Genomic DNA, 25681 nt, shown 5'->3' with positions numbered 1-25681 from the left:
ACGCTCGGGTATGTATCTCGCCGACCAGACGTGGCCGGAGCTCGGGGCGGAACTGTCGGACGAGTCGGTCGCGCTCGTCCCGCTCGGCTCGACCGAACAGCACGGACCGCACCTCCCGCTGGCGACCGATCACCTCATCGCCGAGGGGCTCGCGAGCGCGGCGGCCGAGGAGGCCGACGTCGTCCGCACGCCGACGATCAACGTGGGAGTCAGTCCGCATCACCGGCAGTTCCCGGGAACGATGTGGGTCGACCCGCCGGAGTTTCGGGACTACGTCGAGGGGTTCACCCGGAATCTCGCCTACCACGGCATCGATCGCGTGGTGTACGTGAACGCTCACGGGGGTAACGTACAGCACCTCCGCGAGGTCGCGCGCCGGCTCCACGAGGACGGCACGACCTACGCGCTGGAGTGGATGTGGGACGAGTCGATCCCGGGCCTCGTCGACGATCTGTTCGAGCACAACGGGCCGCACGCGGGGCCGAAGGAGACCGCGATGATCACGCACATCGCGCCCGAACTCGTCCGAGAGGACCAGTTGGAGAACGCCCGCGACGGCGGGCTGGTTCACCTCGAGGAATCGGAAGCGATGGTTCACGGCGCTCGGGCGTTCTTCGACTCCATCGATAACTCCGCAAACGGCGCCTTTGGCGACCCGACCGACGTGACCCCGGAGAAGGCGGAGCGGCTGTTCGAGGCGGCGACCGACCAACTCGTACAGTTGGTGGAGTGGCTGGAGGCTCGCGAGCGCGAGGAACTGCTACCGAAAGACCGGGTCGAGTCGTCGCCTTAGCGGTCGCTCCCGGACAGAACCGAGTCCAGCGTCGCGTCCGCTGCCTCCCGTCGACCGTCGAGCACGTCGAAGCGCTCGTTGCGACGTCGTTCGAGCCATCGCAACAGCCGGGCGGCCCAGTCGAGTTTGCGGGCCTTCATCGGGTCTACGTCCGGGTCGTCGAACGCCCATCCCGGGAAGACGAGTCGGTCGGCGCTGACGTGGTCGGCGAGGAAGGCCGCGCGGTCGCCGTCGGTAAACCCGCCCGTGTTGACGACCGGCCCCGTCGGCGCCGCCTGCGTCGTCGTCAGCGTCCATTCGTCGGCGAACCTGGGGAGCCACTTGCGGACCGCCGAGATGTTGTCGCCGTGCGCGTGGGCCGCGACCGGGACGTCGTCGCGAGTCAGCGCCGCCGCCGTCTCCGGGTTCTTATCGAGGTCAGTCACCATACAGTCCACCGCGACGCCGCGGTCACGGAGGACGTCGACAGCGGTGGAGGCGGCGACGACGACGTCGGCGTCGCGAGCGAGGTGAACGTCGTCCACCAGGCGGGGCGCGGCCCCGGCGACGGCCACAGTCGCGTCGCGCCAATCGCCGAGCCGGTCGAGCGGGAACGGCGTCGATAGGGCGGCGGCGATGTCGCGGGCACGCTCGTCCGCGGCCCGCTCGAAGCCGAAATCCGCCAGGATCGCCTCGTACATCGGCTCGAACGTCTCGAAGTTCACGCTGTGGCCCCCCCGTTCATCGCTTCGTGCCGAGCCGGTGGGTCCGGCCGATGGGCGTCAGCGACCCCGTGACGGCGCCGCCGCTGGCGAGGATAAATATGGTATGGGCCGGAGTAGCACTGAGTACCCCTACCCGCGTGCCCCTCCGGCGTCCGGTCGAATGGTTGTCTATACGACGGCATAAACTTTCTCTTACTTCGACCTGTCTTCGATCCTATCGATCACGGCAGTGAGCGGCCCTGAAGCCCCTGATACAGCGTTTCTGAGGCGTGAGCGCCCACCCGGCGTACACACCAACAGTCCGACAGCGCCGGCCTCGTCGCTGTCCGGTGCCCCGCCGTCGGTCGCTGACGGGGGGGACGCGGCCTCTGCGGCCGCCCCCGCAAGGGCGAACGCGACCCCGTCGACTTCCGCGGTCGTGGCCCGAAGCGCGCCCACCTCCCGATCCGAAAGTCCGGAGAGTTCGTAGGTGTACGCGGCGGCGTCCTCGGCGACGTCGCGGCCGGCGTCGAGCCTGTCGAGGTGCCGCTCTGCCTCCCGTGCGGTCGTCACGTCCAACTCCTCGACAGCGATGTCGCCCGCGTCACGGTCCGAGTGGACTCGGTCGCGCGCGAACTCGGCACCGACGAGGGCGGCGTCGCGGGTCTCCGCGACGTCGTGGGTGCGGATCACGTGTGCCCCTCGCTCGACCGCCATCGACGTGGCCGCCAGCGAGACGGGGAGCGCCTCCTCCGTGGTTCGACCCGCGATCGTTTTTAAGAAGCTCTTTCGGTTGATCGAGACGAGCAGCGGCCGTCCGTAGCCCCGGAACTCACGCAGGCGATGGAGGGTCTCGCGGTCGTCCGCGTGGGTCTTGGCCTCGGACCATCCGCCGAAGGCGGGGTCGAGGATCGTTTTGTCGGTGAACCCGTTCATCGACAGCGCCTCGTAGATATCGTCGACATCCTCGATGGCACCCGGTCGCTCCAGATCCGGCGGCGACGCCATCTTCGAAACGGCGGCGTCGTGCTCGCGGCAGACTCGGGGCATCTCCGGGTCGGCGAACCCGCAGATGTCGTTGACCATGTCGAATCCGCGGGAGAGCGCCTCGTCCGCGACCTCGTGGTAGCGCGTCTCGATCGACCACACAGCGTCGCCCGAGGTCGATTGCAGGGTCTCCACCGCCGTGTCGAGCCGGTCCAACTCCTGTTCGGTCGAGAGCACGTCGAGGTCCTTGTTGGCGGACTCCAGCCCCACGTCGACGATGTCGGCGCCTTCGTCGATTAGCTCCGTGTCGACGTACTCGGCCGCCTCGCCCGGGTCGTCGTACACGCTCGGGTCGTACGGCGACTCCTCGGAGACGTTGAGCACGCCCATGATCCGAGGCGGGTGATCGTCGCCGATTCCGAGTCCCGCGGCGTCCACGTTTCGCATAGCAACACCACGGGCGCGAGCGACATAAACGGGGGGAGTGAGGGACGTCAACGGGACGCAAGCGAACGGGGACACGTGTCAGTGTGAGACATGACCGCAGCCGTCGGGCACGCGTTATTGCCCTCCAGCACCAAACACGCGTATGGACACGAAATCTGAAGATCGACTGCTCGGACTCGCGATAGTCGCCCTGCTCACGACGATCGGCGGCGAACTGCTCGGGAGCCAACTTATCATGACGGTCGGCGTGACCGTCTTCGTCCTCTCGCTCGTGGCGCTGTTCGCCGTGATGAGTGTCGTACTCGCGGTGAACGTCGCTCGAACGTCGGAACTGAACGCGCTTGATCCGGCGATGAGCGAGCGACCACGCTAACCGGCGTCAGCGCTCGAACGTCAGCACGTCGCCGACTGTGACGTCATTTCGATCGGTCCACTCATACGGCACTTCTAACACGTACTGGCCGGAACCCGGATATCGCTGGTCGCCACCGTCCTCGTTTGGGCCCGGCGCCGGGGCGTTGTGTATCTCGACGATCGTTCCCTCGCCGTCGGCGTAGACGATGTCGATCCCGAAATCCATCTCGCGCATCACGAACGTCAAGGTCTCCCGCGGCGCCGGAAACACGAACAGCATTCCGGCCCCCTCCGGGAGCGTCTCGGCGTCGCTGAGTCCGAGAAACCGCTGGTCGGGAGTTTCGGCGATCGCCGCGTTCACCGTCCCGAGGGAGTCGCCGTCCGCGGTTCGGACCGTGACGACGGTCGTCTCGTAGTCGGCGTACGAGCCCGACGGCCACTCCGAGTCGGGTACGGGTTCGGATTCACCGGTCGTCTGTCCGTCGGATCCCGACTCCGATCCCACCCCGGCGCCGGAATCGGTGCCGCCATCGAAGCCGCCGCTCGCACAGCCGGCGAGGCCGCCGAGCGAAGCCGCCGATATCGTCGCGAGAAGGCGCCGCCGTTGCATTGCGTTCGTGTACGCATCGCTCGCGTATATGCGTCGCGGCGACGGCGGCGACGACTCGATTCGCCGGAAACGGACCGTTCGTTCCGCGAAGGACGCGCTTTTATCCGACCCACCTCTACCGTCCTCCATGGCGAAAGTGAGCGTCGGCCTCCGTGGATGGCGGTTCGACGAGGAGGAGATCATTACCGAGGACGGCGAGCTCAAACCGCTCGACGAGATCCCCGAAGACCCGCGAGAGCGGCTCTTCAGGCTCGTCGGGCTCGTCGAGGAGCCGTGCGACGTCTGCTATCTGGAACACGGAGAGGCCGAGGTCCACCGGTGTAACCAGGCCGAGATCGTCTACGGGGAGCCGAACGGTGAGGTGCTCCTCTGTCCCGAACACGAGCCCGACCTGATCTACTGGTACCGCGAGGCGGGCGGGGGCGAATACGCCGGCAGCCTGGAGTTTGGCGACCGGTTCCACGAGTGGGTCGCGGCCGGTAACGAGGCCCCGGACGGGTACGGCTCCGTCGAGCACGTCGAGGAGGACCCCGAGAGTCTTCCCGAACTGCCGGACCAGCAGGAGATCCAAGAGCGCGTCGAGCAGGACTTCGAGGGCGACCGCATCGACATCCTCGAACTCGCCGGCAAGGGAGGCGACGACGGCGACGAACTGAACGAAGACGACTTCCAGGACGTCGACCTCTCGACGGACTACCCGTCGAACCGATGAGCGGAGCGGACAAGAGCGCGAACGACACCGTCGAGGATGTCGGGGATGCACCCGTCAACGACGTCGAGGACGTCGACGGCGACGACCCCGATCGCTCGCCCCGCCGCAAGCCGGTCGTCGTCGTCGTCGAGCCGGAAACACCCGGCAACGTCGGCACCATCGCGAGGGCGATGAAGAACTTCGGCCTCACCGACCTCAAACTGGTCGATCCCCCGGAGCTGAAGGAGGACGGCGAGGCGTACGGCTTCGCCGGACACGCCCGCGAAGACGTGCTTCCGAACGCCGATGAGGTCACCTTCGACGAAATCGTGGCGAACTACCATACGGTCGGCACCACAGCGATCACCGGTGAAGACGACCGGAGCCACGAGCGCTTCCCGTTCAAGACCCCCGCCGAGCTTCGGGAGTCACTGAAAACCGTCGACGCACCGACCGCCATCGTGTTCGGTCGCGAGGGGCGCGGACTCAACAACGAGGAGCTCTCTCGGCTTGACGAAGTCTGCTCGATCCCGGCCGACGAGGACTACCCCGTTCTGAACCTCGGGCAGGCCGCGAACATCTTGTTGTACGAGCTGCGCGAACTCACCGTCGACGAGACGCAGTTACCAGATACCGAGGTCACACGCGCGCCGGAGGCCGACATCGAGCGCTTTCACGAGTACTTCGACGAGTTCCTCGCGGCGACCGGCCAGCGAGAGCACGTCCGCGGGAAGAACGCGCTGTTGATGCGCCGACTGCTCGGACGCGCGCACCCGACGGAGCGCGAGGTCCACTCGCTGTTGGGCACGTTCCGCAAAGCGAACGCGAAGCTGAACCACTCGGACCACCTCGCCGCCAAGTACGACGAGCCGGTGTACCCCCGAGAGTGACCGTGGACGGACCCCCTTCTGACGCCGACCGTACCGCCGCCGATTTCCGGGCCGGGGTGCGCGACGTGTCACCGCTGATGCTCGGTATTGTCCCGTTCGCGCTGGTCGCCGGTATCGCCGCGGTCGACGCGGGCCTCGGGCTCGCAGAGGCGGTCGGCATGTCCGTGATCGTGTTCGCCGGTGCCTCTCAGTTGGCCGCGCTGGATCTGCTCGGATCGAACGCTCCGCTCGCGGTCGTGATCGGGACGGCCGTCGTGATCAACCTCCGGATGGTGATGTACTCGGCGTCCATCGCGCCGTACTTCGCCGACTACGGGCGACGGCTCCGGGCAGGTCTCGCGTATCTGCTCACCGACCAGGCGTACGCGCTCTCGGTCGCGGAGTACGACGAGAACCCGGACCGGAGTCGGTGGCGCTACTACCTCGGCGCCGCGGCGTCGCTGTGGGTGGTCTGGCAGATCGGCACGGTCGTCGGCGTCGTCGTCGGGGCGGGCGTCCCCGAGGCGTGGGGACTCACCTTCGCGGTGCCGCTCGTGTTCCTCGGGCTCCTCGTCCCGGCGATGAAGGACCGTCCCACCACTGCCGCCGGCGTCTCGGCGGGCGCGGTCGCCGTCGTCGCGGTCGGGCTTCCCCTGAATCTCGGGCTCCTCGTCGGGGCGATCACCGGTATCGTCGTCGGCCTCCTGACGGAGGCGGTCGGCGAATGACGAGCGCGCCACCCGTCGCGGGGTCCGCTCGCGTGTGGATTGCCATCGTGCTCATCGGGATCGCGACGTACGGGTTCCGGCTCTCCTTCATCCACCTGTTCGGTCGGATCGACGAGGTGCCCGATCGGATCACGCGCCCTCTGCGGTACGTTCCCCCGGCGGTCCTCGCGGCGCTCGTCCTCCCCGATCTGGTGACCCTGCAGCCAACGGTCGCCGCGACGCTCATCGACGAGCGGCTGATCGCCGGCGCAGTCGCCGGCGCGGTCGCGTGGCGCACCGAGAACGTGTTCGCGACGATCGCGGCCGGGATGACGACGCTGTGGCTGTTCCGGTTCGTCGTGTTCGCGTGAGGAGCGCGGGCGGGGGCCGATTCCGGCCTGTCACTCGATCCGTTCCGCGTATCGACGCGCGATGAGCGCGACCGCGACCGCGCAGAGGCCGGCGAACGGGACCGCGGTCGCGACGCTCACGAGACCGCGTGCCGGCGGCACGGCGTACGAAACCGCGGCGGCCGCGAGGAGCGCGTAGCCGAACGCGGCGACCGCGAGGAGCGCCGGCCGGACTCGCGGCGAGCGCCAGAGGCGCGTCCAGACCGCCGCACCCGCGACGGCCCCGGCCGCGATCCCCGCGGGGAGCCCGACGAGCGCGGAGAAGGCGATCCGGGCCGCGAGCGCCTCGGTGAAGACCGCGGCGACGACGAGGAACGTCGTCAGTGCGACGCCGATCGCGGCGAGGGGGCGTGCGTTCATCACGCGGCGAGACGACGGCTCATTGCTTAAATATCGCGCCGTGTTCCCGGTCTGCGAGACGGCTACCGCTCGCGCTCGCTGACTCGGTCCGAGCGGTCGGCGGACCGATCCGCCGCGGACGACTCCTCGCGCCCGGTCGCGGAGCCGAACCGAGACCCCTGCTCGACCTCGCGCTCGCGCACCGCGGCGATCCGCTGCGCCGCGTCGGCGAACGCGTCGAGAGCGGCGAACGTCCGGTAGGCGAGGTACAGCCCGACGGTGAGTCCGACCGCGAGGACGGTCCCGAGCAGGACCTGCGCGAGTATCAGTACCGAGTAGAGGAGGATCAGGAGCGCGGTTCCGGCGAGGGCGGTTCCGGTCCGCGTGCGGAGGGCCTCAGATGGGGAAAGCGGGTCGTACGCCATGCGTACCGCTATCGGCGCGAGACGGTAAAAAACGGACGCGAGTCTGCGGTCGCGACGCGACCGTTCAGTCGTCGGCCGGAGCCGCGGAGTCGCCCGCGGAGACGCCGGTTCCGGGACCGATGTCGATGCCGAGGTCGGCGAGCTTCTCGTCGGGGACGACGCCGTCGATCCACTCGCGCGTCTCGTAGTACTCGGCTTTCATCTGGTCGAGCTCGACCAGTTCGTCCTCGCTCGCACCCGTGCCGGGGATGGCGTCCGGATGCCCCTCGACGAAGCGGTTCGGCAGCGTGTCGTCCGCGCCGTCGAAGCCGACGAGGTTGTTGTAGTAGCGTTCGAGGTTGTAGATCCGCTCGCCGGCCTCGAACAGCTCGTCCTCGGAGAGGTCGCGACCGGTCACGCCGTTGTACTGGAGCACGTACTCCTCGATCCCCTCCGCGAACGCGCTGAACTTGCAGATGTCGAACGAGTCCGACACCGCGTGCAGGTCCTGGAAGGTGGCGGTGAGCTCGCCCTTGCCCTCCCACTCGTACGGGTCGACCTTCTCCGGGATCCCGAGGATCTCGGCGGCCGGCGTGTAGCCGCGCAGGTGGCAGGCGCCGCGGTTGGAGGTCGCGTACGCGATCCCCATGCCCTTCATGCAGCGCGGGTCGTAGGCGGCCATCGTCTGGCCCTTCACGGAGAGCTTGTTGCCGTGTGCGTCTTTCGAGTCGGCGACGCGCTCGGGGCCCTCCGCGAGGAGGTCGCCGAGGTCGGAGGAGCGGTGGCCGATCTCGTCGAGGAGATCGATCATCGTCTCGGAGTCGCCCCAGTCGAGGGTGCCGACGTCGTCGAGTTTGCCCTCCTCGCTCATCTCCATCGCCATCGCCATCATGTTGCCGGCCTCGATCGTGTCGATGCCGAGGTCGTTACACCGGTCCAGCATGACCGCGATCTCGTCGCGGTCGTCGTGGCCGGAGTTCGGCCCGAGCGCCCAGGCGGACTCGTACTCGTACGACTCCATGCGGACGTTCAGGTCCTCGCCCTTGTGAACGACGTCGACGTCGACCTCCTTCTTACACGCGACCGGACAGGAGTGACACGTCGGCTCGTCGACGAGGATGTTCTCGCGGACGTTCTCGCCGGAGACGCGCTCGGCCTGCACGTCGAGGTCGACGCCGTCGGCCTCGCTGTACGCCTCCGTCGAGGTGTGCTGTGCGTTCTTCGTCGGGAGGCCGTCCATCTCCTCCGTCGCGTTCATCAGGACGTTGGTGCCGTACATCGAGAGCCCGCCCTCGTTGGGCGCGGTGACGTCGGACTCGCGGATGACCTCCATCGCCTGCTGGTAGCCCTCCTGGAACGTCTCCGGGTCGGCGGGCTTCGGCATGTCGGTGCCGCTCTTCACGACGACCGCCTTCACGTTCTTCGAGCCCATCACGGCGCCCGTGCCGCCGCGGCCGGACGCGCGGTCGTCCTCGTTGATGACGCAGGCGTACCGGACGCCGTTCTCGCCGCCCTGGCCGATCGCCATCACGGAGAGGTTCTTGCCGACGGACCCCTCGACCTCCTCGCCGAGGGCGTCGATGGTGTCGTGGACGCCCTGGCCCCAGAGGTGGGAGGCGTCACGGACTTCGACGTCGCCGTCCTCGACGAACAGGTAGACGGGGTCCTCGCTCTTTCCGTCGAGGAGGATGCCGTCGAGACCGGCCCACTTGAGCCGCGCACCGGACCAGCCGCCGTGGTGCGAGTCGGTGACCGTCCCCGTCAGGGGGGACTTCGTTACCAGCGCGATACGGCCGCTCATTACGGTCTGAGTTCCCGTCAGGGGACCCGTCATGAACGCCAGGCGGTTGTCCGGCCCCATCGGATCGACGTCCGGGCCGGCGTCGAAGAGGTATTTGACGCCAAGCCCGCGCGCGCCGATGTACTTCTCTGCGTCTTCGTTGTCGATCCCGCGGTACTCAACCGCTCCGTCGCCGAGATCGACCTGTGCAACTCGGTCTCTGTAGCCACCCATTTCAGTCATGTAATGCTCGTTCATTATAGACGGACTGTATCGTGTTAGATGTTCACCTCTCGGCGTACCCGATACCGGTTACATCCCATTTGCCATTCATTAATTCGGGGGCAGATTGTCGTTGCGTCGCCGCCGCGGGGACGATACGCGCACCGTAACCAAATCCGGTGCGAGACGGTCACGAGAGGCGAACCGTGCAACCGAGCCGAATCGAATTTAGGAGCCCGCTCGCGTCAGGAGGTCCGCACTCGCGTCGTGAGCCCTAACTTCCCGCGAGCCGAAACCGAGAGTGTGACGGAGACCGAACGTCGGCCGCGAAGCGACCCCGACCACGTCGAGATCGACAGCGGCCCCGGAGCGTTACGGCGCGGGACCGTCGCCGTCGCGTTCGCGGTCGTCGCGTTCGTCGCGTCCATCGTTCCGGGCCCGACCGGCTCCTCGGTAGCGAGCGGCGGGAGCGGCGGCGAACTCGGTGACGCGCTTCCGGCCGATGTCGGGGTCACAGCTCCATTCCATTTCGTCGGCTACGCGGTGCTCGCTGCCCTGTTGGTCCGCGCGGCGGGATCGGATCGCGGGCAAGTTATCACGGTTGCGGTGGCGGCGGTCACCGCAACGGCGTTCGGTCTCGGCGTCGAGTTCGTGCAGGCGCCGATTCCGTGGCGGTCCTTCTCGTGGGGCGACGTCGCCGTCAACGCTGCTGGTGCGGTCGTCGGCGCGGGCGCGTCTGCGATGACGACACGGCTTTACGCGCTCGGCCGTTCCCTCCGGTAATGAGCAAGCCGAGCCCCGACGCGTACGAGCAGGGGCGCGGGATGGACGCGCACAACGCCGTGATGCGCGACATCCGCGCCGAGCGCTCGGAGACGTACGACCCGACGCAGCCGACCCGCGTGTGGATTGACGAGGACAACACGCCCGACGGCGTCGTGAACTCTCTCACGATTATCCTGAATACCGGCGGCTGTCGGTGGGCCCGCGCCGGCGGTTGCACGATGTGCGGCTACGTCGCCGAGTCCGTGGAGGGCGGCAGCGTGAGCCACGAGGCCCTGATGAACCAGATCGAGGTGTGTCTCGACCACGAGGCGGAGAACGCGGACGCCCCCGCCGAACTGATCAAAATCTACACCTCCGGGTCCTTCCTCGACGAGCGCGAGGTGCCCGCGGAGACGCGCCGAGCCATCGCCGAGACGTTCGCGGACCGGAGCCGGATCGTGGTCGAGTCGCTGCCCGACTTCGTCAGTCGAGAGAAGATTGGCGACTTCGCCGACCACGGCATCGCGACCGACGTCGCCGTCGGGCTGGAGACGGCCACCGACCGGGTCCGTCACGACTGCGTGAACAAGTACTTCGACTTCACCGACTTCGAGGACGCCTGCGCCGAGGCCGCCGACGCCGACGGCGAGTTCGACGCGGACGTGGGGATAAAGGCGTACCTCCTGATGAAGCCCCCCTTCCTCGCGGAGCCGGAGGCCGCGGCGGACATGATCGACTCGATCCGGCGCTGCGCCGACGTCGACGGCTGTCACACCGTCTCGATGAACCCGACGAACGTCCAGCGGTACACGATGGTCGACGAGCTATTCTTCCGGGGTGGCTACCGGCCGCCGTGGCTCTGGTCGGTCGCCCACGTCCTCGAAGCGACGGCAGACGTCGACGCAATCGTCGTCTCGGATCCCGTCGGGCACGGCTCCGACCGGGGTGCGCACAACTGCGGCGAGTGCGACGACCGCGTTCAGACCGCCATCAAGGACTTCGACAAGCGACAGGACCCGAGCGTCTTCGAGCAGGTCTCCTGCGAGTGCGAGGCGACGTGGGAGCACGTAATGGAGGCGGAGACGAGCTATAACATGCCGCTGGCGCGGTAGGAATTTCCAGAGAATTTCCATAGAGATCGAATACGAGCGCAAGAGCGCCAAACGGTTGTTTTACCCGAACGATCAGGTCGAACAAGACCCATATACGTCGGGATGCTAACGATGATATGAACGCAGTCGCCAGCGATCTCCGGTCGTCCTCGCGGAAGTCGGTCCTCTTCTGTGCGGAGTGCAGCTTCCAGAACCCCGTCTCGAAGGGATGGCTCGTCGTCAGCGACGGCGAGGAGCGTACCATCGTCTGTCCCGAGTGCGGCCACGTCGCCGACCACCGCACGGAGCGGTCCGCGCCGTCGCCGAAGGCGGACTGATCGGTCGTCGGCCCTCGGCAGTCTGACCCCCTTATTTTCTCCCCGGCGCCCTCGCTGCCAACACCGGAATCTCATCCAGTCGCTCGTCGTCGAGGGCGTCCCAGTCGATTCCGGCGGGGCGCTCGAACGGCGTCTCGGTCCGAATCGTCCGTTCCGGCGTGACGATCAGGTCGAGAGGGACGTCGTGCGCGTCAGGAACCGGCAGCGAAGACGCCGAGCCGCCCCCCTCGGCTGCGACTGCCGACTCGGGCCCGTCGATCACGGATAGCTCGTGGACCGTGGTCGCGACCGTCGTCGCGTCGTCGACCGCGTCGAGTTCGCGGAGCATTCCCCACTCCAGGTCGCTGTACCCCTCGCCTTTCCCGATTCGCGCGCCGTCGGTCGCGACGGCGACGGAGCCGGCCACCACGAGGTCGACGTGGGGGACCGACTCGGGCGGGACGGGCGTGCCGTGCGTCGAGATGCCGGAGACCGTGGTGGCGTCGTCGACGGTGGCCTCGGCGTCGGCAGCGATCACGTCCGGGTCGAGTCGGAGGAACGGGTCCAGGTCACGTAGTCGTGGCTGTGCGACGTAGACGGTCTTGCCCGCGCGGAGCGCGGCGCGCCTGACCGGTAGCTGCGGCGCGTCGGGATTGCATTTGAGCGTCTCGGCCGCGGCCCACTCGGCGGTCTCGGTCAAGCGTTCGCACGCCGCGTCCGCGCCCGCAAAGTTCGGGATCCGACCGTGGGGCGGAAACGGGAACCGAGCCTGATCGCCTGTCTCGAACGCGTCCCACACGGCGTCGCGGACGGCCTGCTTATCCATGTCGACGGGTGGGTCGGGGACGACAAGTAAGCCCCGAACGCGGATCGGAGCGGCGAGCGACCGGGGATCTCTCCCGCCACAGCCCCCGCTCGGGCGTGAACTACCGCCGCGTTTATATATCAGATCGGTGTTGATTTGGCGTATGTTGGAAGACGGATTCTCGTATCCGATACGCGGCGACTGGATCGGTCGAATTGTCATCGGCGGCGTGTTGGGGTTCCTCTCGATACTCATCGTCCCGGCGTTCCTCATCGTCGGCTACCTCGTGCGCGTCCTCGAGCAGACGATCGGCGGCGACGAGGTGCCGCCGGAGTTCACCGACTGGGGCGACCTGCTGATGAAAGGCGTGATCGGGACCATCATTGCCTTTGCGTACACGGTGATCCCGATGGTCGTGTACGGCGTCGTCATCGCCGTCGTCGGCGGGACGGGCGGCGCGATCGGCGGGGACGCCGGCGCGCTTATCGGCGTGGTCGGCGTGCTGCTGACGCTGGCGTTCATCCCGGTGCTGTTCCTCGTCTACTACGCCGTGCCGGCCGCCCTGTCGGCGTACGCGGCCCGCGGGGAACTGGGCGCTGCGTTCGACCCGGACCTGCTGAAGCCGGCGCTGTTCAGCACCGAGTACCTCGTCGCGGTGCTCATGCCCATCGTCGTGGCCATCGTCATCTGGATCGCCACGGCAGTGCTGGCCGTCACCGTCGTCGGACTGCTGCTCGTCCCGTTCGTTCAGTTCTACGGGCAGGTCGCCGTCTTCCGGATGTTCGGTACGGCGTTCGCGACCGTGAACGACCGCGTCGAGAGCCCGGCCGGCGGCGCGGGCACCGGCGACGACGCGAGCGTGACCGTCTGAGGCTATCGAAACGCGACGACTCCCACTCGGCCGTCGCTGCGGGCCGGTTTCGACTCGGTCTGCCCTCCCGACGCGTTCTAACTGTGAAAAAAGTAGGCCGATCGCCGGCGTGCGGGCACGAGTCCTTTCGCCCGCACGTTCAGGACGACCGTGCGCTCGGAACGACGCTCCGCTCAGTCGTCGTCGGTGGTCGACCGGCTACTGATGCGAACCCTGCGGGTCGCCTCCACGCCCTTCCGGTTCGCGTCGAACTCGGAGAGCACGTACACCAGACCGACGAGGGTCACCACGCCGATCGGGAGCAGCACCAGCGGCGTGATCCGGGTGGCGCCCCACACCGTCAGCAGCAGCGCGGCAACGATCAGCACCGTGACGGCGTACGTCATCTGAGTGCGGACGTGATCGATGTGGTCGGACCCCGTGAACGTCGACGAGAGGATCGTCGTGTCGGAGATGGGCGAGCAGTGGTCCCCGAAGATGGCGCCGCTGAACACGGTCCCGATCGCGACCGGGAGCAGCGCCGGCGTGCCGCCGCCGACGCTCCACGCCAGCGGGACCGCGATCGGCGTCATGATCGCCATCGTCCCCCAGGACGTGCCCGTCGAGAACGCGATGAACGCGGACGCCAGCAGCACGACGACCGGGAGCAGCGTGGGCGTGACGAAGTTCTCCGCGATGTTGGTCACGAAGATCCCCGTGCCGAGTGCGGTGGTGACGGTGCCGATCGTCCACGCCATCACGAGGATCGTGAGCGCGGTCAGCATCATGCTGAAGCCGTCGATCACGGTCTCCATCGCCTCGTCGAGGTTGGCGATACCGCTCGCGACGCCCAAGGTGAGCGCGACGGCGACCATCATGAAGGTCCCCCACAGGAGCGCGTCGACGAACGCGGCATTGCCGGCGATCTCGAACGGTCCCGCGCCGGGTTCCGACGCGTTGAGTCCGGTGTAGAAACCGCCGCCGACCACAGTCACCATCAGAGCGAGGGTCGGGGCCAGGAAGTACCGGAGCTGCGGCGAGTCGGTGAGTACCTCTCCGAGGCTGTCTTCGGCGCTCTGCATCGGAATGGCACCGTCACGGAGGACCTTCCCCTCCGTGGCAGAACGGTGCTCGGCGTCGAGCATCTCGCCGAAGTCACGGCGGGAGAACACGATGATCCCGACCATCACGACCGCGAAGAGGCAGTACATATTGAACGGGATACTCTGTAAGAACAGCGCGAACGCGCTGGGGACCTCTCCCGCCTCGACGGAGACGCCCGCGGCTTCGTACCCCTCTTGGATCATGCTCAGTTGATACGCGACCCAACTCGAGATGCCGAACGTCGCGACGGGCGCGGCCGTCGAGTCGATCATGTACGCGAGTTTCTCCCGAGAGATATTCACTTCGTCAGAGATCTCCCGCATCGTGGTACCGACGATCGCCGTGTTCGAGTAGTCGTCGAAGAACCAAATCATGCCGAAGATCCACGTCGCCGCGCCGACCTTTCGTTGGGTATTGAGCCTTGAGGTCACCGCGTTCGCGAGGGCGTTCGCCCCGCCGAGCCGCCAGATGAGCGCGACGCCGGCGCCGAGGAACAACACGATCAGCATGATCTTCGCGTTGAACGTGCTCGCCCCGATCGAGTTGACGAGCCAGTCCAGCGTCTGCACCACGCCGTGGCTCGACGTGAGGATCATGCCGCCGGACCAGATTCCCAGGAACAGCGAGAGGACCGGCTTCCGCGTCACCATCGCGAGCACGATCGCCAGAAGCGGCGGAACCAGGGAGATGGCGCCGAACGTCTCGGCCCCCGTCATGCGCCTACCCTCGTGTGATCTGCGACGGACGACGGGGACGCGCGGTCCCCGACGGACGGTCGCGGCCCTCGTCGAGGCCCAGATAGGGCGTCGACGCGGGTTTTCGTCGGCTTCGTCGGGCCGGTACGACGGTCACGAGCCCTCAGTACTATTGCCATAATACGGTGACCCACACTGAACCAGAGTATATAAAAATATCGTGCTTTTTATAAGTTTAATCTCACATTTCGGGAAACAACGCCTCCTAGTGGCGTCATAACCGCTTTTCGCCCCGAGCGACGACGCGCCTTTTAAACCGCTCAGCCGCCCACGTACGGGTATGTTCGAAGACCGGCCCGACCGCGACGCCGAGGTCGTCCTCGTGGGACGATCGAATGTCGGCAAGTCCACGCTGATGCGCGAGCTGACGGGACACGACTTCTCGACCGGCGGCAAGCCGGGGGTCACCCGCCAGCCGAACCACTTCGACTGGGCCAGCGAGGGGTTCATGTTCACGGACCTGCCCGGGTTCGGGTTCATGTCCGGCGTCGAAGAGGAGCACCGCGAGGCGATTAAGACGAACATCGTCCACTATCTAGAGGAGAACGCCGACTCGATCCTCGCCGGCGTCGTCGTGATGGACGGGAAGGCCGCGGTCGATATCATCGACCGCCACGCCGAGCGCGGGAACATTCCCCACGACGTGGAGATGTACGGCTTCCTTGAAGACGTCGGGGTCGAGCCCATCGTCGCCGTCAACAAGACCGACAAAATCGACGACCTCGACGAGCGACTCGACGAGATCTGCGACCGCCTCGGACTCTACCCGCCGTGGCAGCAGTGGTCGGACCGTATCGCGCCGATGTGTGCGAAGCGCGGCGATATTGAGGCGCTGGAAGAGTGCCTCCGGACGCGCTTCCACGAACACAACCGCGACGACCTGCTGAAGTTCGTCTCGTAACTGGGTTTTAAATAACGTCTCGTCCCCGCGGTCGACTCACTCCTTCGTCTCGGGCACAGCAGCGCCGTTGAGCCAGAGCGCTAAAACCCCTGCCGTCGAGACGACACCGCCGACCGCGACCGGAACGAGCGAGTTCGTGTGCCAGTTGCAGCCGTCGTACCACTCGAGCGTCCCCGCGGCGAGGTCGATCTCGGTGACCGAAGCCCCTGCAAGGTGGATCCCGACGAGGTCGTACGCGACACCGTCGATCGGACAGCCCCGATCGGTCGCACCGCCGGTCCAGACGGATAACAGTGCGATCCCTACGCCGAGGACGACGAGGACGTGGCCGAAGCGAAGTGAGCGAAGCATTGGTAGCGACAGTATCGACGACCAGCGCCATATTCCTGTCCAAGGGTCAAACGGGCGTTTGACCGACCGGAGCCCCAGAGACCGACAGCAGACAGTCCCGCGCCGTCTCAGAACTCGAAGCCGACGGTGTTGCGAGCGGGCCGGATCGGGCTCTTCGGGTACGGCGGCGACGCTTCGGGGTCGTTGAACGGGCGGGGGGCCACGTCATTCGGCGCGTCGGGGTAGAAGAGGGCGGCGAGCGTCTGGATCGCGTTCCGCCCGCTGGCGAGTTCGAACTGGCCGCCACCGTACAGGTCGATGCCCTCGTCTTGGCAGTAGGCGATCGTCTCGAACAGCGATTCGAGCGTGCCGAACCGAGAGGGTTTGACGTTGCAGTAGCCGGGGACGACCGGGAGCGACTCCAGGCTCTCGACGCCGTCGATCGGGTAATCGAAGGAGAGTCGATCGGCCTGCGGCTCTACCAAGGGATTCGTCTGCGGCGTGAACGCGGCGTCCTCGACGATCGCATCCGGGAACGCCGCGAACACGTCGCGATACAGTTCGGGATCCGCCTCGACGTCGACGTCGGTGCCCTCGTACCAGCCCTTCAGGTCGAGGATCCGGACGGCGCCGGTCTCTCTGAGCGTCACGAACGCCTCCTGGGGCCAATCCGGGGTGGGGTCCAGTTTGAACTCCAACTCGTCGTCGAGTTCGAGCAGTTCCTCGACGCGGTCGGTCGTCGGGGGGTCGCCCAGGCGCGTGGAGACGACGAACCGAACGGGCGACGCTTCGATGCCGAGATACTCGCCGAACGACTCGTCTCGCTGTCTGAGTGCCAGATCGAGTGCAGCGCTCTCGACCGCCCAGCGACGGTAGTTTCGAAAGTACTCCTGCGTGGGTGGCTCGTGCGCGAACAGGTCCACGTCGTCGAGGTGCGTCGACAGCTCGTCGATGGTCCACTCCCCTTCGATGTCGACGGGGTCGGTTCCGACGAGCGCGTCGTGGTCGGCGGTCTCGTACGTCACGTCCTCGCCGCGGCCGACGACGCCGTCGCCGGCCAGCCGGAACTCGGTGGTCGTGCGCTCGAACCCGCTGGTGGTCGCGCCGGTGTACCGACGTCGGCTCACCGACTCGATCGTCACGGACAGCGCCGCGATCCGGTCGTAGACGGACATGGAACGGATAACGTGCCGGGCGAACTTAAATGAGGGACGCGATAGCGGTGCAATCGGGGTGTGGGTTCGCTGCGCCCGCGTCCCGATAGCGCTTCAAGCGCGTCGCGTTCGTGCCGCGTGTCTGGCCGGCGGGGCGGCGAGACCGCGAGGGACTCCCGGTCAGGACCCGCCTTCGTCGCGCCCGTGCCGAGCGCGGAGCGTCTCGACGTGCGTCCCGAGCGTCCAGAACAGCGGGACTACGGTGAGCGCGACCGCGCCGGCGGCCGCGACCTGTAACACGGTCGTCGTGAACCACGGGCTCGCGTCGGCGTACGGCAACGAGGTGTGCGTCACGCCGCCGATCACGGGCGTGAAGTAGTCCATCATAAGATCGACCGTGTACCACGTGGTCGCGACCGCCACCGCCTTCGGCGGGAAGGTCGTGATCCGGTAGAGGACGAACGCCTGGACGACCATGGCGAGGTGGCTCACGAGGAGGAACGCGTACAGCGGCGGGCCCGAGCTCTCGATGAACCGGGGCGCGAACACGACGAGCACGTACGGAGTCCAGAGCCCGAGCTTGATGTTCCCGAAGAAGGCGAGCGTCGCGAGGGTGTCGCTCGACCGCCCGACAGCCCACGCCGCAAGCGCGAGCGCGATGAGCAGCGTCGCGCCCGGGCTGTCTGGGACGAACGCCCACATCTCGACGGGCACCGTCTGGAACTGATATCGGTAGTACCAGAAGCCGAACGCGGTGCCGACGAGGTTGATGAGAACGATAACCCACACGAACCGGAAGGCGATGTCTTCCAGCGCCTTCGGGAGCGGCGCGACCCACCGGGGCAGTGATTCGCTCTCGGGGGGGTCGCGTCCGAGCGCGCCGACGAGATCCATACGCTGCGGTCGGACCCGCTGCTCAAAGCCGTGGCGGTCGCGGTTCGATCGTTTGCAGTCGACGGGAGCGAGTCGGAGAGCGCGTCGCTTCCAGTGGGGCCAAGCTTTCGGGGCACCGTTCCTCCGAACCGGGGCGTCGGTTCCGGAAGGACGAAAAGGGCTATGAGTCCCCGGTGGGAATCCCCGTGATATGCGCCCGCGTACGCTGCTCGCGCTGTTACTCGTCGTCCCCCTCGTGGACGCGCTGTTCCTGATCGTAGTCGCGACGCGACTGGGATGGGCGGTCACGGTCGCGCTGGTCGTGTTGACCGCCGTGCTCGGCATGCTGCTCCTGCGCGCCGAGGGCCGGGCGACGCTCGCACGCGTCCAGCGAAAGCTCGCCCGCGGCGAACCGCCGACCGACGAACTCCTCGACGGCGGCCTGCTGATCGCCGCCGGCGCGTTCCTGCTCACGCCGGGGCTCGTCACGGACGCGGTCGGATTCCTGCTCGCGCTCCCGCTGTCGCGGGTCCCGATTCGGATGGCCGTCAAGAAGTACATCGTGATGCCGTACCTCGACAGCGAGACCGGCGGATTCGCGTCGGGCAACGTGTACATCGGCGGGTTCCCCGGAGACGGTGACGGGACCGGGGCCGGCTTCACGATGGGCGGCGGCGGCTTCGGCCCGGGCGGATTCGACGGCAACGGTTCAGACGGCTTCCCCGGCGCCGGTGGTGCCGGCGGCGTTGGCGGGAACGGCGATGACGATGACGCCACGACCGGCGATGACCGCTTCGATGGCGCGGACCACGACGACGACGTGGTCGACGTGGATTACACGGTCGAAGACGAGGAATCGAAGCGAACCGACTGACCGCGAGACGGTGCCCCGACGGGCGTCGAAACCGCGAGACGGCGGGCGAATGGCGAAAGGAAACCCTTAAAATCCTACCCGCGCAACGCTTGAATGCGCTCACCTGGGCCAATAGCTCAGTCAGGTTGAGCGCTCGGCTGATAACCGGGAGGTCCACGGTTCAAATCCGTGTTGGCCCACCTCAATTGAATTCGGGGTCGCCCGAATGATTGGTGGGCTGGGACTCCCCAGCCACCCAATTTCGTCGTTCTACATCCTGAGAGACGTCGCTGTAGCGTCTAGTCCGAACTGACAACCAACCGGTAGTCACCGCTCTCCACCCACCGACGCTGGCCGAATACGTGATCCCTTTCAGCGGCGATCCTGCTACGACACCTCTTAAAAACAAAGGGCCGATCACTCGCCTTTCGCGATCTTGAGCACGTCCTGTTTCGCCAGCTTCGCCCCGGTCTCCAAGAACGAGGCCAACGTGAACGACTGCGGAAGGTCGCCGAGCTGTTGGAGTTGCCCGAGCGTGTCCCAGACGGTCCATCCCTCGATGAGTGCCCGTTTCAAGGGGCGAGGGGCGTTCTCACGCGCTGTTCAAGTTCCCGCCGTCGACGACGATGGACTCCGCGGTGACGTACGACGCGAGGTCGCTCGCGAGGAAGCCGCAGACGCCCGCGACGTCTTCGGGCTGCCCGAAGCGACGGAGCGGAATCGTCTGCTTGAGCTTTTCGCCCTCTTCGGTGCCGACCGTCGGGGAATCCTCTGTCGTCATCGCCGTTTCGATCACACCCGGGTGGACCGCGTTGACCCTGATGTCGTCGGGGCCGAGTTCGCTCGCGAGGGCGTAGCTGAATAGCCTGACGCCGCCCTTCGCCGCCGAGTACGGCGTGATACCCCCGTACCCCTGCATCCCGGCGACGCTCGACATATTGATGATGCTGCCGCCGTTCCCCTGCTCGAGCATGGCGATGGCCGCGGCTTTCGAACCGTGGAAGACGCCGCGAAGGTTGACCTCCATCAGGGTCTGATACTCGTCGAAGTCGAGGTCGACGAGCGGCGTCTGCGGCCCGACGATGCCCGCGTTGTTGACCATCACGTCGATTCCGCCGAACTCCTCGGCCGCCGCGACCGCGTCGACGCAGTCCTCGTAGCGCGTCACGTCGCACTCGACGAAGGCGGCGTCGCCGCCTTGGTCGGCGATTCGTTCGTGGATCGGCGCTCCGCCCTCACGAGGCTCGGACCGGAGGTCGGCGACGACGACCGCCGCGCCGTGGTCGGCGAACAGTTCGGCGACCGCTCGGCCGAGTCCGCTCGCGCCGCCCGTGACGACTGCCGTCTTGTCTGTGAGTAACGCCATACTGGCGTATGTTTCATTCATAAATAATAAATGCGTTGTCTAGATCGGTGATCGACGGACCCCACCGAGAATGACAGTGGGTGTATCGATCGCGATCGTCCCGTTTTCGCGGGTTTTCAGGGTGAACGCGCCGGGCGGCGTCCTCGGTCGTCACTCAGTCGGTGAGTGCGGTCGTCGCGTCGTCAGCCGTAGCCAGAAGGTACCCGCCGAACGCGGGGAGCCAGAGGATCAGCGGATAGACGACCCACCGCTCGACGCCGCCGCCACCGAGGAACTCCAGCGGGTGCGGGACGCGAAGCACCAGTCCGAAGAAGAACACGCTGATAAGGATCAACAGAGAGATTCCCCCGAACAGCCCGCAGATCAGAGAGAACGGTCTAGACACGACTCGGGAGGAGAGGACGACCGTGACGCCGCCCGCGAAGAACGTGAGGAGCGCGAAGAGGCCGTGCCACGGTGTCACGTTCCCTGGGAACACGCCGACGCCGAACGCGCCGACCCCGAACACCGCGAGCGCGACCGGGAATCCGCGGCGGTCGGCGGCGCGGTAGAGGAGATACGCGGAGACGAGCACTATCGCCCCCGTCACCAGCATCGTCGTGTTGAAGATGGTCGCAGACGGCTCGTGGATCACGGGGTCGGGCGGGCGCGTCGAGCCGAGGTCGCTGATGTCCTGTCGCGTCGAGTACTCCGGATAGAGAACTTCCGCCGTGATGATTCCCATGAGTCCGATGAATCCCGACAGCGTCAGGCCGAAGCCCGCTATCGACGGGTTCGACAACCCGAACCGAGAGCGGAGGGTGTTTTCGTTCATCAGCAGCCACTATTCAGTTGAATAACATATTTATTTCGACAAGGGGAACGGATGCGTCGCTGATCGTCGGCCGTCGCGGTGTGGCGACCGACCGCACGCCGAGCGGACGGTGACTGGTTTCCGACGGACGGGTCGGGTCCGTCGCCGACGGGCTCTCGTGATATCGAACCGGAACCGGGCGCCGGCCCACTACGTTTAACAGGTCTGAGAGAAACATACATGTCGATCATGAAGAAGCTGATCAACGATCCGGACGACGTCGTCGACGAGATGCTCGACGGGATGATAGCGGCGCACCCGGACCGGTTCCGCCGACTCCCGGACACCCAAGTGGTCGTCCGCGACGACGCCCCGGTCGATGGGAAGGTCGCGCTGGTAACGGGCGGTGGGAGCGGTCACGAGCCGACCCACGCCGGATACGTCGGCGACGGAATGCTCGACGGGGCCGCCGCGGGCGACGTGTTCTCCTCGCCGACGGCCGACGAGTTCGAGGCGCTGATCGAGGCCTGCGACGCCGGCGACGGCGTCCTGGCGATCATCAAGAACTACGAGGGCGACGTGATGAACTTCGAGACCGCCATCGAACTCGTCGAGATGGAGGGCGTAGAGGTTGAGAGCGTCGTGGTCGACGACGACGTCGCCGTCGAGGACTCGCTGTACACCTCCGGACGCCGTGGTGTCTGCGGGACGATACTCGTCCACAAGGCCGCCGGCGCGAAGGCAGCGCAGGGCGCAGACCTGTCCGAAGTCAAGCGCGTCGCCGAGAAGGTGATCGACAACGTGGGTACGATGGGCACCGCGCTCACCTCCTGTGTCACGCCCGAGAAGGGCGAGCCGACCTTCGATCTGGGCGACGACGAGATCGAACTCGGCATCGGCATCCACGGCGAGCCCGGCACCGAGCGCACCGAGATGATGAGCGCCGACGAGATTACCGACGCGTTGACCGAGGCCGTCCTCGATGACCTCGACCTCGACGACGGCCAGGAGGTGCTCACCATCGTCAACGGAATGGGCGGGACCCCCCAGATGGAGCTGTTCGTCGTCAACCGCCGGCTCCAGGAGGTGCTCGGCGACCGCGGCCTCGAGACGTGGGACGCGTGGGTCGGCGACTACATGACCTCGCTCGACATGGCCGGCGCATCGATCACCGTCTGTGCCGTCGACGACGAGCTGAAGGAGCTGTTCGGCGCGCCGGCCGACACCCCCGCGCTCACCCAGACCCAATGACCGAGGAGGGAGACGGGGCGGCGGCGACGAGCGACGGCGAGGCCGTCGTCGCAGCGGTCGAAGCGGTCGCGGACCGTCTCGAGGCCGAGCGCTCGTACCTCACCGAGCTCGACTCCGCCATCGGTGACGCCGACCACGGTGGCAACATGGCCCGCGGGTGGGCGGCCGCCGTCGACGCGACTGACGACCTCGACGACCCCGACCCGCAGACCGTCTGCAAGACGGTTGGAAAGACGCTCATGGCCGAGGTCGGCGGGGCCTCCGGCCCGCTGTTCGGCGGGTCGCTCGTGTTTGCGAGCGCGGACCTCGACGACGGGGTCACGGCCGAGAGCGCCGTGGCGTTCGCCGAGACCTACCTCTCGAAGGTCGAGGATCGCGGCGACGCTCGAGTGGGCGACCAGACGATGGTCGACGCGCTCACCCCCGCGGTCCACACGTTCAAGAAGTCTATCGAGACGGACGGGCTCTCGCCGCTCGAGGCGCTCGCGAAGACGGTCGACGCGGCCGATCGCGGCGTCGCGTTCACCGTCCCGATCCGGGCGAGGAAGGGGCGCGCCTCCTACCTGGGATGGCGCTCCGTCGGTCACCAGGACCCCGGCGCGACGAGCACGCTGTACATCCTGGAGGAACTGCTCGCGACCGCCGCCGACGCGCTCGACAGCGAGATACCCGACGTCGACGCGACCTCGCCGACGATCCCGGACGACGGGGAGGGGGCGGCCGCGGACGAGGAGGCCGACCCGACCGCAGGGGGCGGCGACTGATGGTCAGTCTCGTCGTCGTCTCGCACAGCGAACGCGCGGCCGAGGGGATCGTCGAGGTAGCCGAGGAGATGGCCGGCGACACCCGTCTCGAACCCGTCGGAGGCGACGGACAGGGCGGGATCGGTACCGTACCGGACGCGATAGAGGCCGCCATCGACGAGGCGGACGACGGCGACGGGGTCGTCGTGCTCGTCGACTTGGGGAGCGCCGTGATGAACGCCGACGTCGCCGTCGAACTGAGCGACGCGGAGGCCGTCATCGCCGACGCACCCGTGTTGGAGGGCGCGGTCAACGCCGCCGTCGCCGCGACCGATCCGTCCGCGACGCTCGACTCGGTTCGCGAGCAGGCCGAGGCCGCCCGCGGGATGCAGAAGCTGTGACGGTCACTCCGGGTCGAGACCGAGCGCGTCCCTGACCTCGGCGCGCGTCTCGCACGCGAGCGCCTCGTCGGCGAGGGCCTCCGCCGCGTTCGAGTCCACCTCCCGAACCCGCTTTTTCACCGCCGGCGCGGTCACCGCGCTCATGCTGAGTTCGTCGAGCCCGAGCCCGACGAGAAGTTCCGTCAGCTCCGGGTCGCCAGCCATCTCGCCGCACATTCCCACCCACGCGTCGGTCCCCGCCGCAGCAGACGCGGTTCGGTCGATCGCCCGCAACACGGCGGGGTGCAGGGGGTCGTGGTAATCAGCGACGCCGTCGTTCTCGCGGTCCGCCGCCATCACGTACTGCGCCAGGTCGTTCGTCCCGACGCTCAGGAAGTCGAGTCGGTCGGCGAGTCGGTCGGCGAGGAAGACCGCGGCCGGCGTCTCGATCATCGCGCCGAGTTCGGGGACGGCGTGGTCGACTCCGGCCGCGGCGAGGTCGTCGGCCGCAGACTCGACTGCCGCGAGGGCGGCGTCGACCTCCTCGATCCGCGAGACGAGCGGGAACATCACGGCGAGTCCGTCGCCGTGATCGCTCGCCGCGGCGCGCAACAGCGCCCGGAGTTGCGTTTCGAACAGGTCGCGGTGCTCGTCGAGGGAGAGCCGGATCCCCCGGCGACCGAGGAAGGGGTTGGTCTCGCTCGGGAGGTCGAGGTACGGGACCTGTTTGTCACCGCCCACGTCCAGCGTTCTGACGACCACGCGGTCGTCGGGGAAGGCTGAGAGGGCGGCGGTCACGGCGCCGTACTGCTCGTCTTCGCTCGGCGGCGCGTCGCGGTCGAGGAAGAGGAACTCCGTTCGGAACAGCCCGATCCCGTCGGCGCCACGGTCCGCGGCGGGTGCCAGTTCCGCCTCGCTCCCGACATTCGCTGCCACTTCGACCGCTCGGCCGTCGGTTGTCGCGACGCGCTCGGCGATCACCGCCGTCTCGCCCCCGCCGACCGCCGCGCGGGCCTCCGCGTCGGGGTCGACGACGACGCGTCCGGATTCGCCGTCGACGAGCAGATCCTCCCCGTCTTCGACGTCACGCAACGATTCGCCGACGCCGACGACCGCCGGGATCGACAGCGAGCGCGCGATGATCGCCGCGTGGGCGGTCCGACCGCCCGCGACGGTGGCGATCCCCGCAACCGCGTCCGGATCCAACTCCGCGGTGTCGCTCGGGGTGAGCCGCTCGGCCAGCAACACGGTGCCGTCCGGGAGGTCACCGAGGTCCGCGAGTCCGCCGAGGTTCAGCAGGGATCGAAGCTGTCGGTCGCGGACGTCCCGTAGGTCGTCGGCGCGCTCGGCCATCGGCCCCTCCAGTCCCTCGAACTGTTCGATCGCGGCCGCGTATCGGTCGGCGACGGCGTGCTCGGCGACGGTGCTGTCCGCGATGGCGGCCTCGATGTCGCCGACGAGTTCCGGGTCGTCGAGGAACTGCTCGTGCGCGTCGAACACCGCCGCCTCGTCCTCGCCGACGCGCGCGGCGGTCCGGTCGCGGGCGCGGCGGATGGCCTCGCGCGCCTCGTCGCGGGCGGCCTCGAACCGCGACAGTTCGGCGTCCGCGTCGACCTCGGCGGGGTCCGTGCGGTCGGGGAGCGTCATATCCGCCTCGGGCCGGTACCAGCGCGCAGTGCCGACGCCCGACAGCGGCGTGCTCCCCACGCCGGTGAGCGTCCTCACGCCGGCTCACCGTCGGCGTCGTCCTCGCCCGCTTCCCCCTCGTCGTCGACCGCCGACGTCAGCAGGTCACAGACCGCGTCGAGCGCGTCCGCTGCGTCGGAGCCCTCGGCGACGACGCGCACGGACTCGCCTTGGCCGACGTTTAGCCCGCTCACCGAGAGCATGCTGTCGGCGCGAACGAGTCCGTCGTCGCCGTCCTCGGCGCGACCGATCGACACGTCGGCGTCGAACCGAGTCGCTGTCTGCACCAATTTCGAGGCCGGGCGTGCATGGAGGCCGGCCTTCGGCACCACCGTTACGGTACGTTCCATGGTGACGGGTAAGCGAGC

Annotated in this window: 31 protein-coding genes and 1 tRNA gene; 16 read left to right on the top strand and 16 right to left on the bottom strand. The window is 67.5% G+C overall.

What is annotated here, in order from left to right; genetic code table 11:
* Positions 1 to 10: 10 nt before the first annotated feature.
* Entirely contained in the window at positions 11 to 793 is a 783-nt protein-coding gene (locus ACNS84_RS15360; RefSeq protein WP_435075738.1) for a creatininase family protein, read from the top strand.
* On the opposite strand, the gene ACNS84_RS15355 is transcribed toward ACNS84_RS15360, so the two are convergent.
* Together ACNS84_RS15355 and folP are read right to left on the bottom strand one after the other, a co-directional pair.
* A complete protein-coding gene (locus ACNS84_RS15355) occupies positions 790 to 1497 on the bottom strand; it encodes a 6-hydroxymethylpterin diphosphokinase MptE-like protein (protein ID WP_435075737.1) in 708 nt (235 codons plus the stop codon). The genes ACNS84_RS15360 and ACNS84_RS15355 overlap by 4 nt on opposite strands.
* 192 nt (positions 1498 to 1689) lie before the next feature.
* A complete protein-coding gene (folP, locus tag ACNS84_RS15350; protein WP_435075736.1) occupies positions 1690 to 2910 on the bottom strand; it encodes a dihydropteroate synthase in 1221 nt (406 codons plus the stop codon).
* Positions 2911 to 3052: 142 nt separating this feature from the next.
* On the opposite strand from folP, the gene ACNS84_RS15345 reads away from it, so the two are divergent.
* On the top strand, positions 3053 to 3283 hold the full coding sequence (locus ACNS84_RS15345) for a hypothetical protein (protein ID WP_435075735.1): 231 nt from the start codon (positions 3053 to 3055) through the stop codon (positions 3281 to 3283).
* A 6-nt stretch (positions 3284 to 3289) separates the two neighbouring features.
* On the opposite strand, the gene ACNS84_RS15340 is transcribed toward ACNS84_RS15345, so the two are convergent.
* Positions 3290 to 3874, bottom strand: coding sequence for a DUF192 domain-containing protein (locus tag ACNS84_RS15340; protein WP_435075734.1), 585 nt, complete (start codon positions 3872 to 3874; stop codon positions 3290 to 3292).
* Between the two features lie 127 nt (positions 3875 to 4001).
* Between ACNS84_RS15340 and ACNS84_RS15335 the strand changes: the two genes are divergently transcribed.
* The 4 genes from ACNS84_RS15335 to ACNS84_RS15320 all read left to right on the top strand — a co-directional run bounded on the left by ACNS84_RS15335 (position 4002) and on the right by ACNS84_RS15320 (position 6512).
* Positions 4002 to 4586 carry a DUF8114 family protein gene (locus tag ACNS84_RS15335; RefSeq protein WP_435075733.1) on the top strand — a complete coding sequence of 195 codons (585 nt, stop codon included), beginning with the start codon at positions 4002 to 4004 and terminating at the stop codon, positions 4584 to 4586.
* Positions 4583 to 5455, top strand: a complete 873-nt coding sequence (locus ACNS84_RS15330) for an RNA methyltransferase (RefSeq protein WP_435075732.1) — start codon at positions 4583 to 4585, stop codon at positions 5453 to 5455. Before ACNS84_RS15335 ends, ACNS84_RS15330 begins: the two co-directional genes overlap by 4 nt.
* Positions 5456 to 5532: 77 nt before the next feature.
* Entirely contained in the window at positions 5533 to 6162 is a 630-nt protein-coding gene (locus ACNS84_RS15325; RefSeq protein ID WP_435075773.1) for an AzlC family ABC transporter permease, read from the top strand.
* Positions 6159 to 6512, top strand: a complete 354-nt coding sequence (locus ACNS84_RS15320) for an AzlD domain-containing protein (RefSeq protein WP_435075731.1) — start codon at positions 6159 to 6161, stop codon at positions 6510 to 6512. Before ACNS84_RS15325 ends, ACNS84_RS15320 begins: the two co-directional genes overlap by 4 nt.
* Before the next feature lie 30 nt (positions 6513 to 6542).
* On the opposite strand, the gene ACNS84_RS15315 is transcribed toward ACNS84_RS15320, so the two are convergent.
* The 3 genes from ACNS84_RS15315 to ACNS84_RS15305 all read right to left on the bottom strand — a co-directional run bounded on the left by ACNS84_RS15315 (position 6543) and on the right by ACNS84_RS15305 (position 9317).
* Entirely contained in the window at positions 6543 to 6911 is a 369-nt protein-coding gene (locus tag ACNS84_RS15315; RefSeq protein WP_435075730.1) for a DUF8147 domain-containing protein, read from the bottom strand.
* Between the two features lie 62 nt (positions 6912 to 6973).
* Positions 6974 to 7315, bottom strand: coding sequence for a DUF8066 domain-containing protein (locus ACNS84_RS15310; RefSeq protein ID WP_435075729.1), 342 nt, complete (start codon positions 7313 to 7315; stop codon positions 6974 to 6976).
* Positions 7316 to 7379: 64 nt separating this feature from the next.
* Positions 7380 to 9317: an aldehyde ferredoxin oxidoreductase family protein gene (locus tag ACNS84_RS15305; RefSeq protein WP_435075772.1), complete on the bottom strand. Its 1938-nt coding sequence runs from the start codon at positions 9315 to 9317 to the stop codon at positions 7380 to 7382.
* 282 nt (positions 9318 to 9599) lie between these two features.
* Here ACNS84_RS15305 and ACNS84_RS15300 point away from each other — a divergent pair, with 282 nt between their 5' ends.
* From ACNS84_RS15300 to ACNS84_RS15290, 3 genes are all read left to right on the top strand, one after another.
* On the top strand, positions 9600 to 10079 hold the full coding sequence (locus ACNS84_RS15300; protein ID WP_435075728.1) for a VanZ family protein: 480 nt from the start codon (positions 9600 to 9602) through the stop codon (positions 10077 to 10079).
* On the top strand, positions 10079 to 11173 hold the full coding sequence (locus ACNS84_RS15295) for an archaeosine biosynthesis radical SAM protein RaSEA (protein WP_435075727.1): 1095 nt from the start codon (positions 10079 to 10081) through the stop codon (positions 11171 to 11173). Before ACNS84_RS15300 ends, ACNS84_RS15295 begins: the two co-directional genes overlap by 1 nt.
* Positions 11174 to 11289: 116 nt before the next feature.
* Positions 11290 to 11490 (top strand): DUF8106 domain-containing protein, encoded by a 201-nt coding sequence (locus tag ACNS84_RS15290; protein ID WP_435075726.1) that lies wholly within the window; start codon positions 11290 to 11292, stop codon positions 11488 to 11490.
* Between the two features lie 31 nt (positions 11491 to 11521).
* Here the strand turns inward: ACNS84_RS15290 and ACNS84_RS15285 are convergent, their stop codons facing one another.
* Complete coding sequence (locus ACNS84_RS15285) at positions 11522 to 12295, bottom strand: 5-formyltetrahydrofolate cyclo-ligase (RefSeq protein WP_435075725.1); 774 nt, start codon at positions 12293 to 12295, stop codon at positions 11522 to 11524.
* A gap of 142 nt (positions 12296 to 12437) precedes the next feature.
* On the opposite strand from ACNS84_RS15285, the gene ACNS84_RS15280 reads away from it, so the two are divergent.
* Positions 12438 to 13145, top strand: a complete 708-nt coding sequence (locus tag ACNS84_RS15280) for a DUF4013 domain-containing protein (RefSeq protein ID WP_435075724.1) — start codon at positions 12438 to 12440, stop codon at positions 13143 to 13145.
* Between the two features lie 173 nt (positions 13146 to 13318).
* Here ACNS84_RS15280 and ACNS84_RS15275 read toward each other — a convergent pair whose 3' ends face one another.
* Complete coding sequence (locus ACNS84_RS15275) at positions 13319 to 14944, bottom strand: Na+/H+ antiporter NhaC family protein (RefSeq protein WP_435075723.1); 1626 nt, start codon at positions 14942 to 14944, stop codon at positions 13319 to 13321.
* A 319-nt stretch (positions 14945 to 15263) separates the two neighbouring features.
* Between ACNS84_RS15275 and engB the strand changes: the two genes are divergently transcribed.
* Positions 15264 to 15884: a GTP-binding protein EngB gene (engB, locus tag ACNS84_RS15270; RefSeq protein ID WP_435075722.1), complete on the top strand. Its 621-nt coding sequence runs from the start codon at positions 15264 to 15266 to the stop codon at positions 15882 to 15884.
* A 36-nt stretch (positions 15885 to 15920) separates the two neighbouring features.
* Here the strand turns inward: engB and ACNS84_RS15265 are convergent, their stop codons facing one another.
* The 3 genes from ACNS84_RS15265 to ACNS84_RS15255 form a co-directional block, all read right to left on the bottom strand.
* Positions 15921 to 16235 (bottom strand): hypothetical protein, encoded by a 315-nt coding sequence (locus tag ACNS84_RS15265; RefSeq protein WP_435075721.1) that lies wholly within the window; start codon positions 16233 to 16235, stop codon positions 15921 to 15923.
* A 107-nt stretch (positions 16236 to 16342) separates the two neighbouring features.
* Positions 16343 to 17389: a hypothetical protein gene (locus tag ACNS84_RS15260; RefSeq protein WP_435075720.1), complete on the bottom strand. Its 1047-nt coding sequence runs from the start codon at positions 17387 to 17389 to the stop codon at positions 16343 to 16345.
* Positions 17390 to 17548: 159 nt separating this feature from the next.
* Positions 17549 to 18262, bottom strand: a complete 714-nt coding sequence (locus ACNS84_RS15255; RefSeq protein WP_435075719.1) for a DUF1405 domain-containing protein — start codon at positions 18260 to 18262, stop codon at positions 17549 to 17551.
* A gap of 190 nt (positions 18263 to 18452) precedes the next feature.
* Between ACNS84_RS15255 and ACNS84_RS15250 the strand changes: the two genes are divergently transcribed.
* Together ACNS84_RS15250 and ACNS84_RS15245 are read left to right on the top strand one after the other, a co-directional pair.
* Entirely contained in the window at positions 18453 to 19115 is a 663-nt protein-coding gene (locus ACNS84_RS15250) for an FxsA family protein (protein ID WP_435075718.1), read from the top strand.
* A 105-nt stretch (positions 19116 to 19220) separates the two neighbouring features.
* Positions 19221 to 19294: transfer RNA gene (locus ACNS84_RS15245), tRNA-Ile, on the top strand.
* Positions 19295 to 19511: 217 nt separating this feature from the next.
* Here ACNS84_RS15245 and ACNS84_RS15240 read toward each other — a convergent pair.
* The 3 genes from ACNS84_RS15240 to ACNS84_RS15230 form a co-directional block, all read right to left on the bottom strand.
* Positions 19512 to 19670 carry a hypothetical protein gene (locus tag ACNS84_RS15240; RefSeq protein WP_435075717.1) on the bottom strand — a complete coding sequence of 53 codons (159 nt, stop codon included), beginning with the start codon at positions 19668 to 19670 and terminating at the stop codon, positions 19512 to 19514.
* A gap of 16 nt (positions 19671 to 19686) precedes the next feature.
* Entirely contained in the window at positions 19687 to 20460 is a 774-nt protein-coding gene (locus ACNS84_RS15235; RefSeq protein ID WP_435075716.1) for an SDR family oxidoreductase, read from the bottom strand.
* Between the two features lie 154 nt (positions 20461 to 20614).
* On the bottom strand, positions 20615 to 21274 hold the full coding sequence (locus tag ACNS84_RS15230) for a DUF998 domain-containing protein (RefSeq protein WP_435075715.1): 660 nt from the start codon (positions 21272 to 21274) through the stop codon (positions 20615 to 20617).
* Between the two features lie 228 nt (positions 21275 to 21502).
* Here ACNS84_RS15230 and dhaK point away from each other — a divergent pair, with 228 nt between their 5' ends.
* The 3 genes from dhaK to dhaM are packed head-to-tail and all read left to right on the top strand — an operon-like array spanning position 21503 to position 23648.
* A complete protein-coding gene (gene dhaK, locus ACNS84_RS15225; protein WP_435075714.1) occupies positions 21503 to 22504 on the top strand; it encodes a dihydroxyacetone kinase subunit DhaK in 1002 nt (333 codons plus the stop codon).
* The gene (dhaL, locus tag ACNS84_RS15220; RefSeq protein ID WP_435075713.1) at positions 22501 to 23268 is read left to right on the top strand and encodes a dihydroxyacetone kinase subunit DhaL; all 768 of its coding nucleotides are present in this window, start codon (positions 22501 to 22503) and stop codon (positions 23266 to 23268) included. Before dhaK ends, dhaL begins: the two co-directional genes overlap by 4 nt.
* Entirely contained in the window at positions 23268 to 23648 is a 381-nt protein-coding gene (dhaM, locus tag ACNS84_RS15215; RefSeq protein WP_435075712.1) for a dihydroxyacetone kinase phosphoryl donor subunit DhaM, read from the top strand. The genes dhaL and dhaM overlap by 1 nt, the downstream gene beginning before the upstream one ends.
* 3 nt (positions 23649 to 23651) lie before the next feature.
* On the opposite strand, the gene ptsP is transcribed toward dhaM, so the two are convergent.
* Both ptsP and ACNS84_RS15205 read right to left on the bottom strand, forming a co-directional pair.
* The gene (gene ptsP, locus ACNS84_RS15210; RefSeq protein ID WP_435075711.1) at positions 23652 to 25352 is read right to left on the bottom strand and encodes a phosphoenolpyruvate--protein phosphotransferase; all 1701 of its coding nucleotides are present in this window, start codon (positions 25350 to 25352) and stop codon (positions 23652 to 23654) included.
* On the bottom strand, positions 25349 to 25663 hold the full coding sequence (locus ACNS84_RS15205) for an HPr family phosphocarrier protein (protein WP_435075710.1): 315 nt from the start codon (positions 25661 to 25663) through the stop codon (positions 25349 to 25351). Before ACNS84_RS15205 ends, ptsP begins: the two co-directional genes overlap by 4 nt.
* Between the last annotated feature and the right edge of the window lie 18 nt (positions 25664 to 25681).

The sequence above is a fragment of the Halorubrum wangae genome (genome assembly GCF_051194135.1).
Classification (GTDB): domain Archaea; phylum Halobacteriota; class Halobacteria; order Halobacteriales; family Haloferacaceae; genus Halorubrum.
Note: the sequence above shows the minus strand (reverse complement) of the source record. Positions and strands in the feature narration are given on the sequence as shown.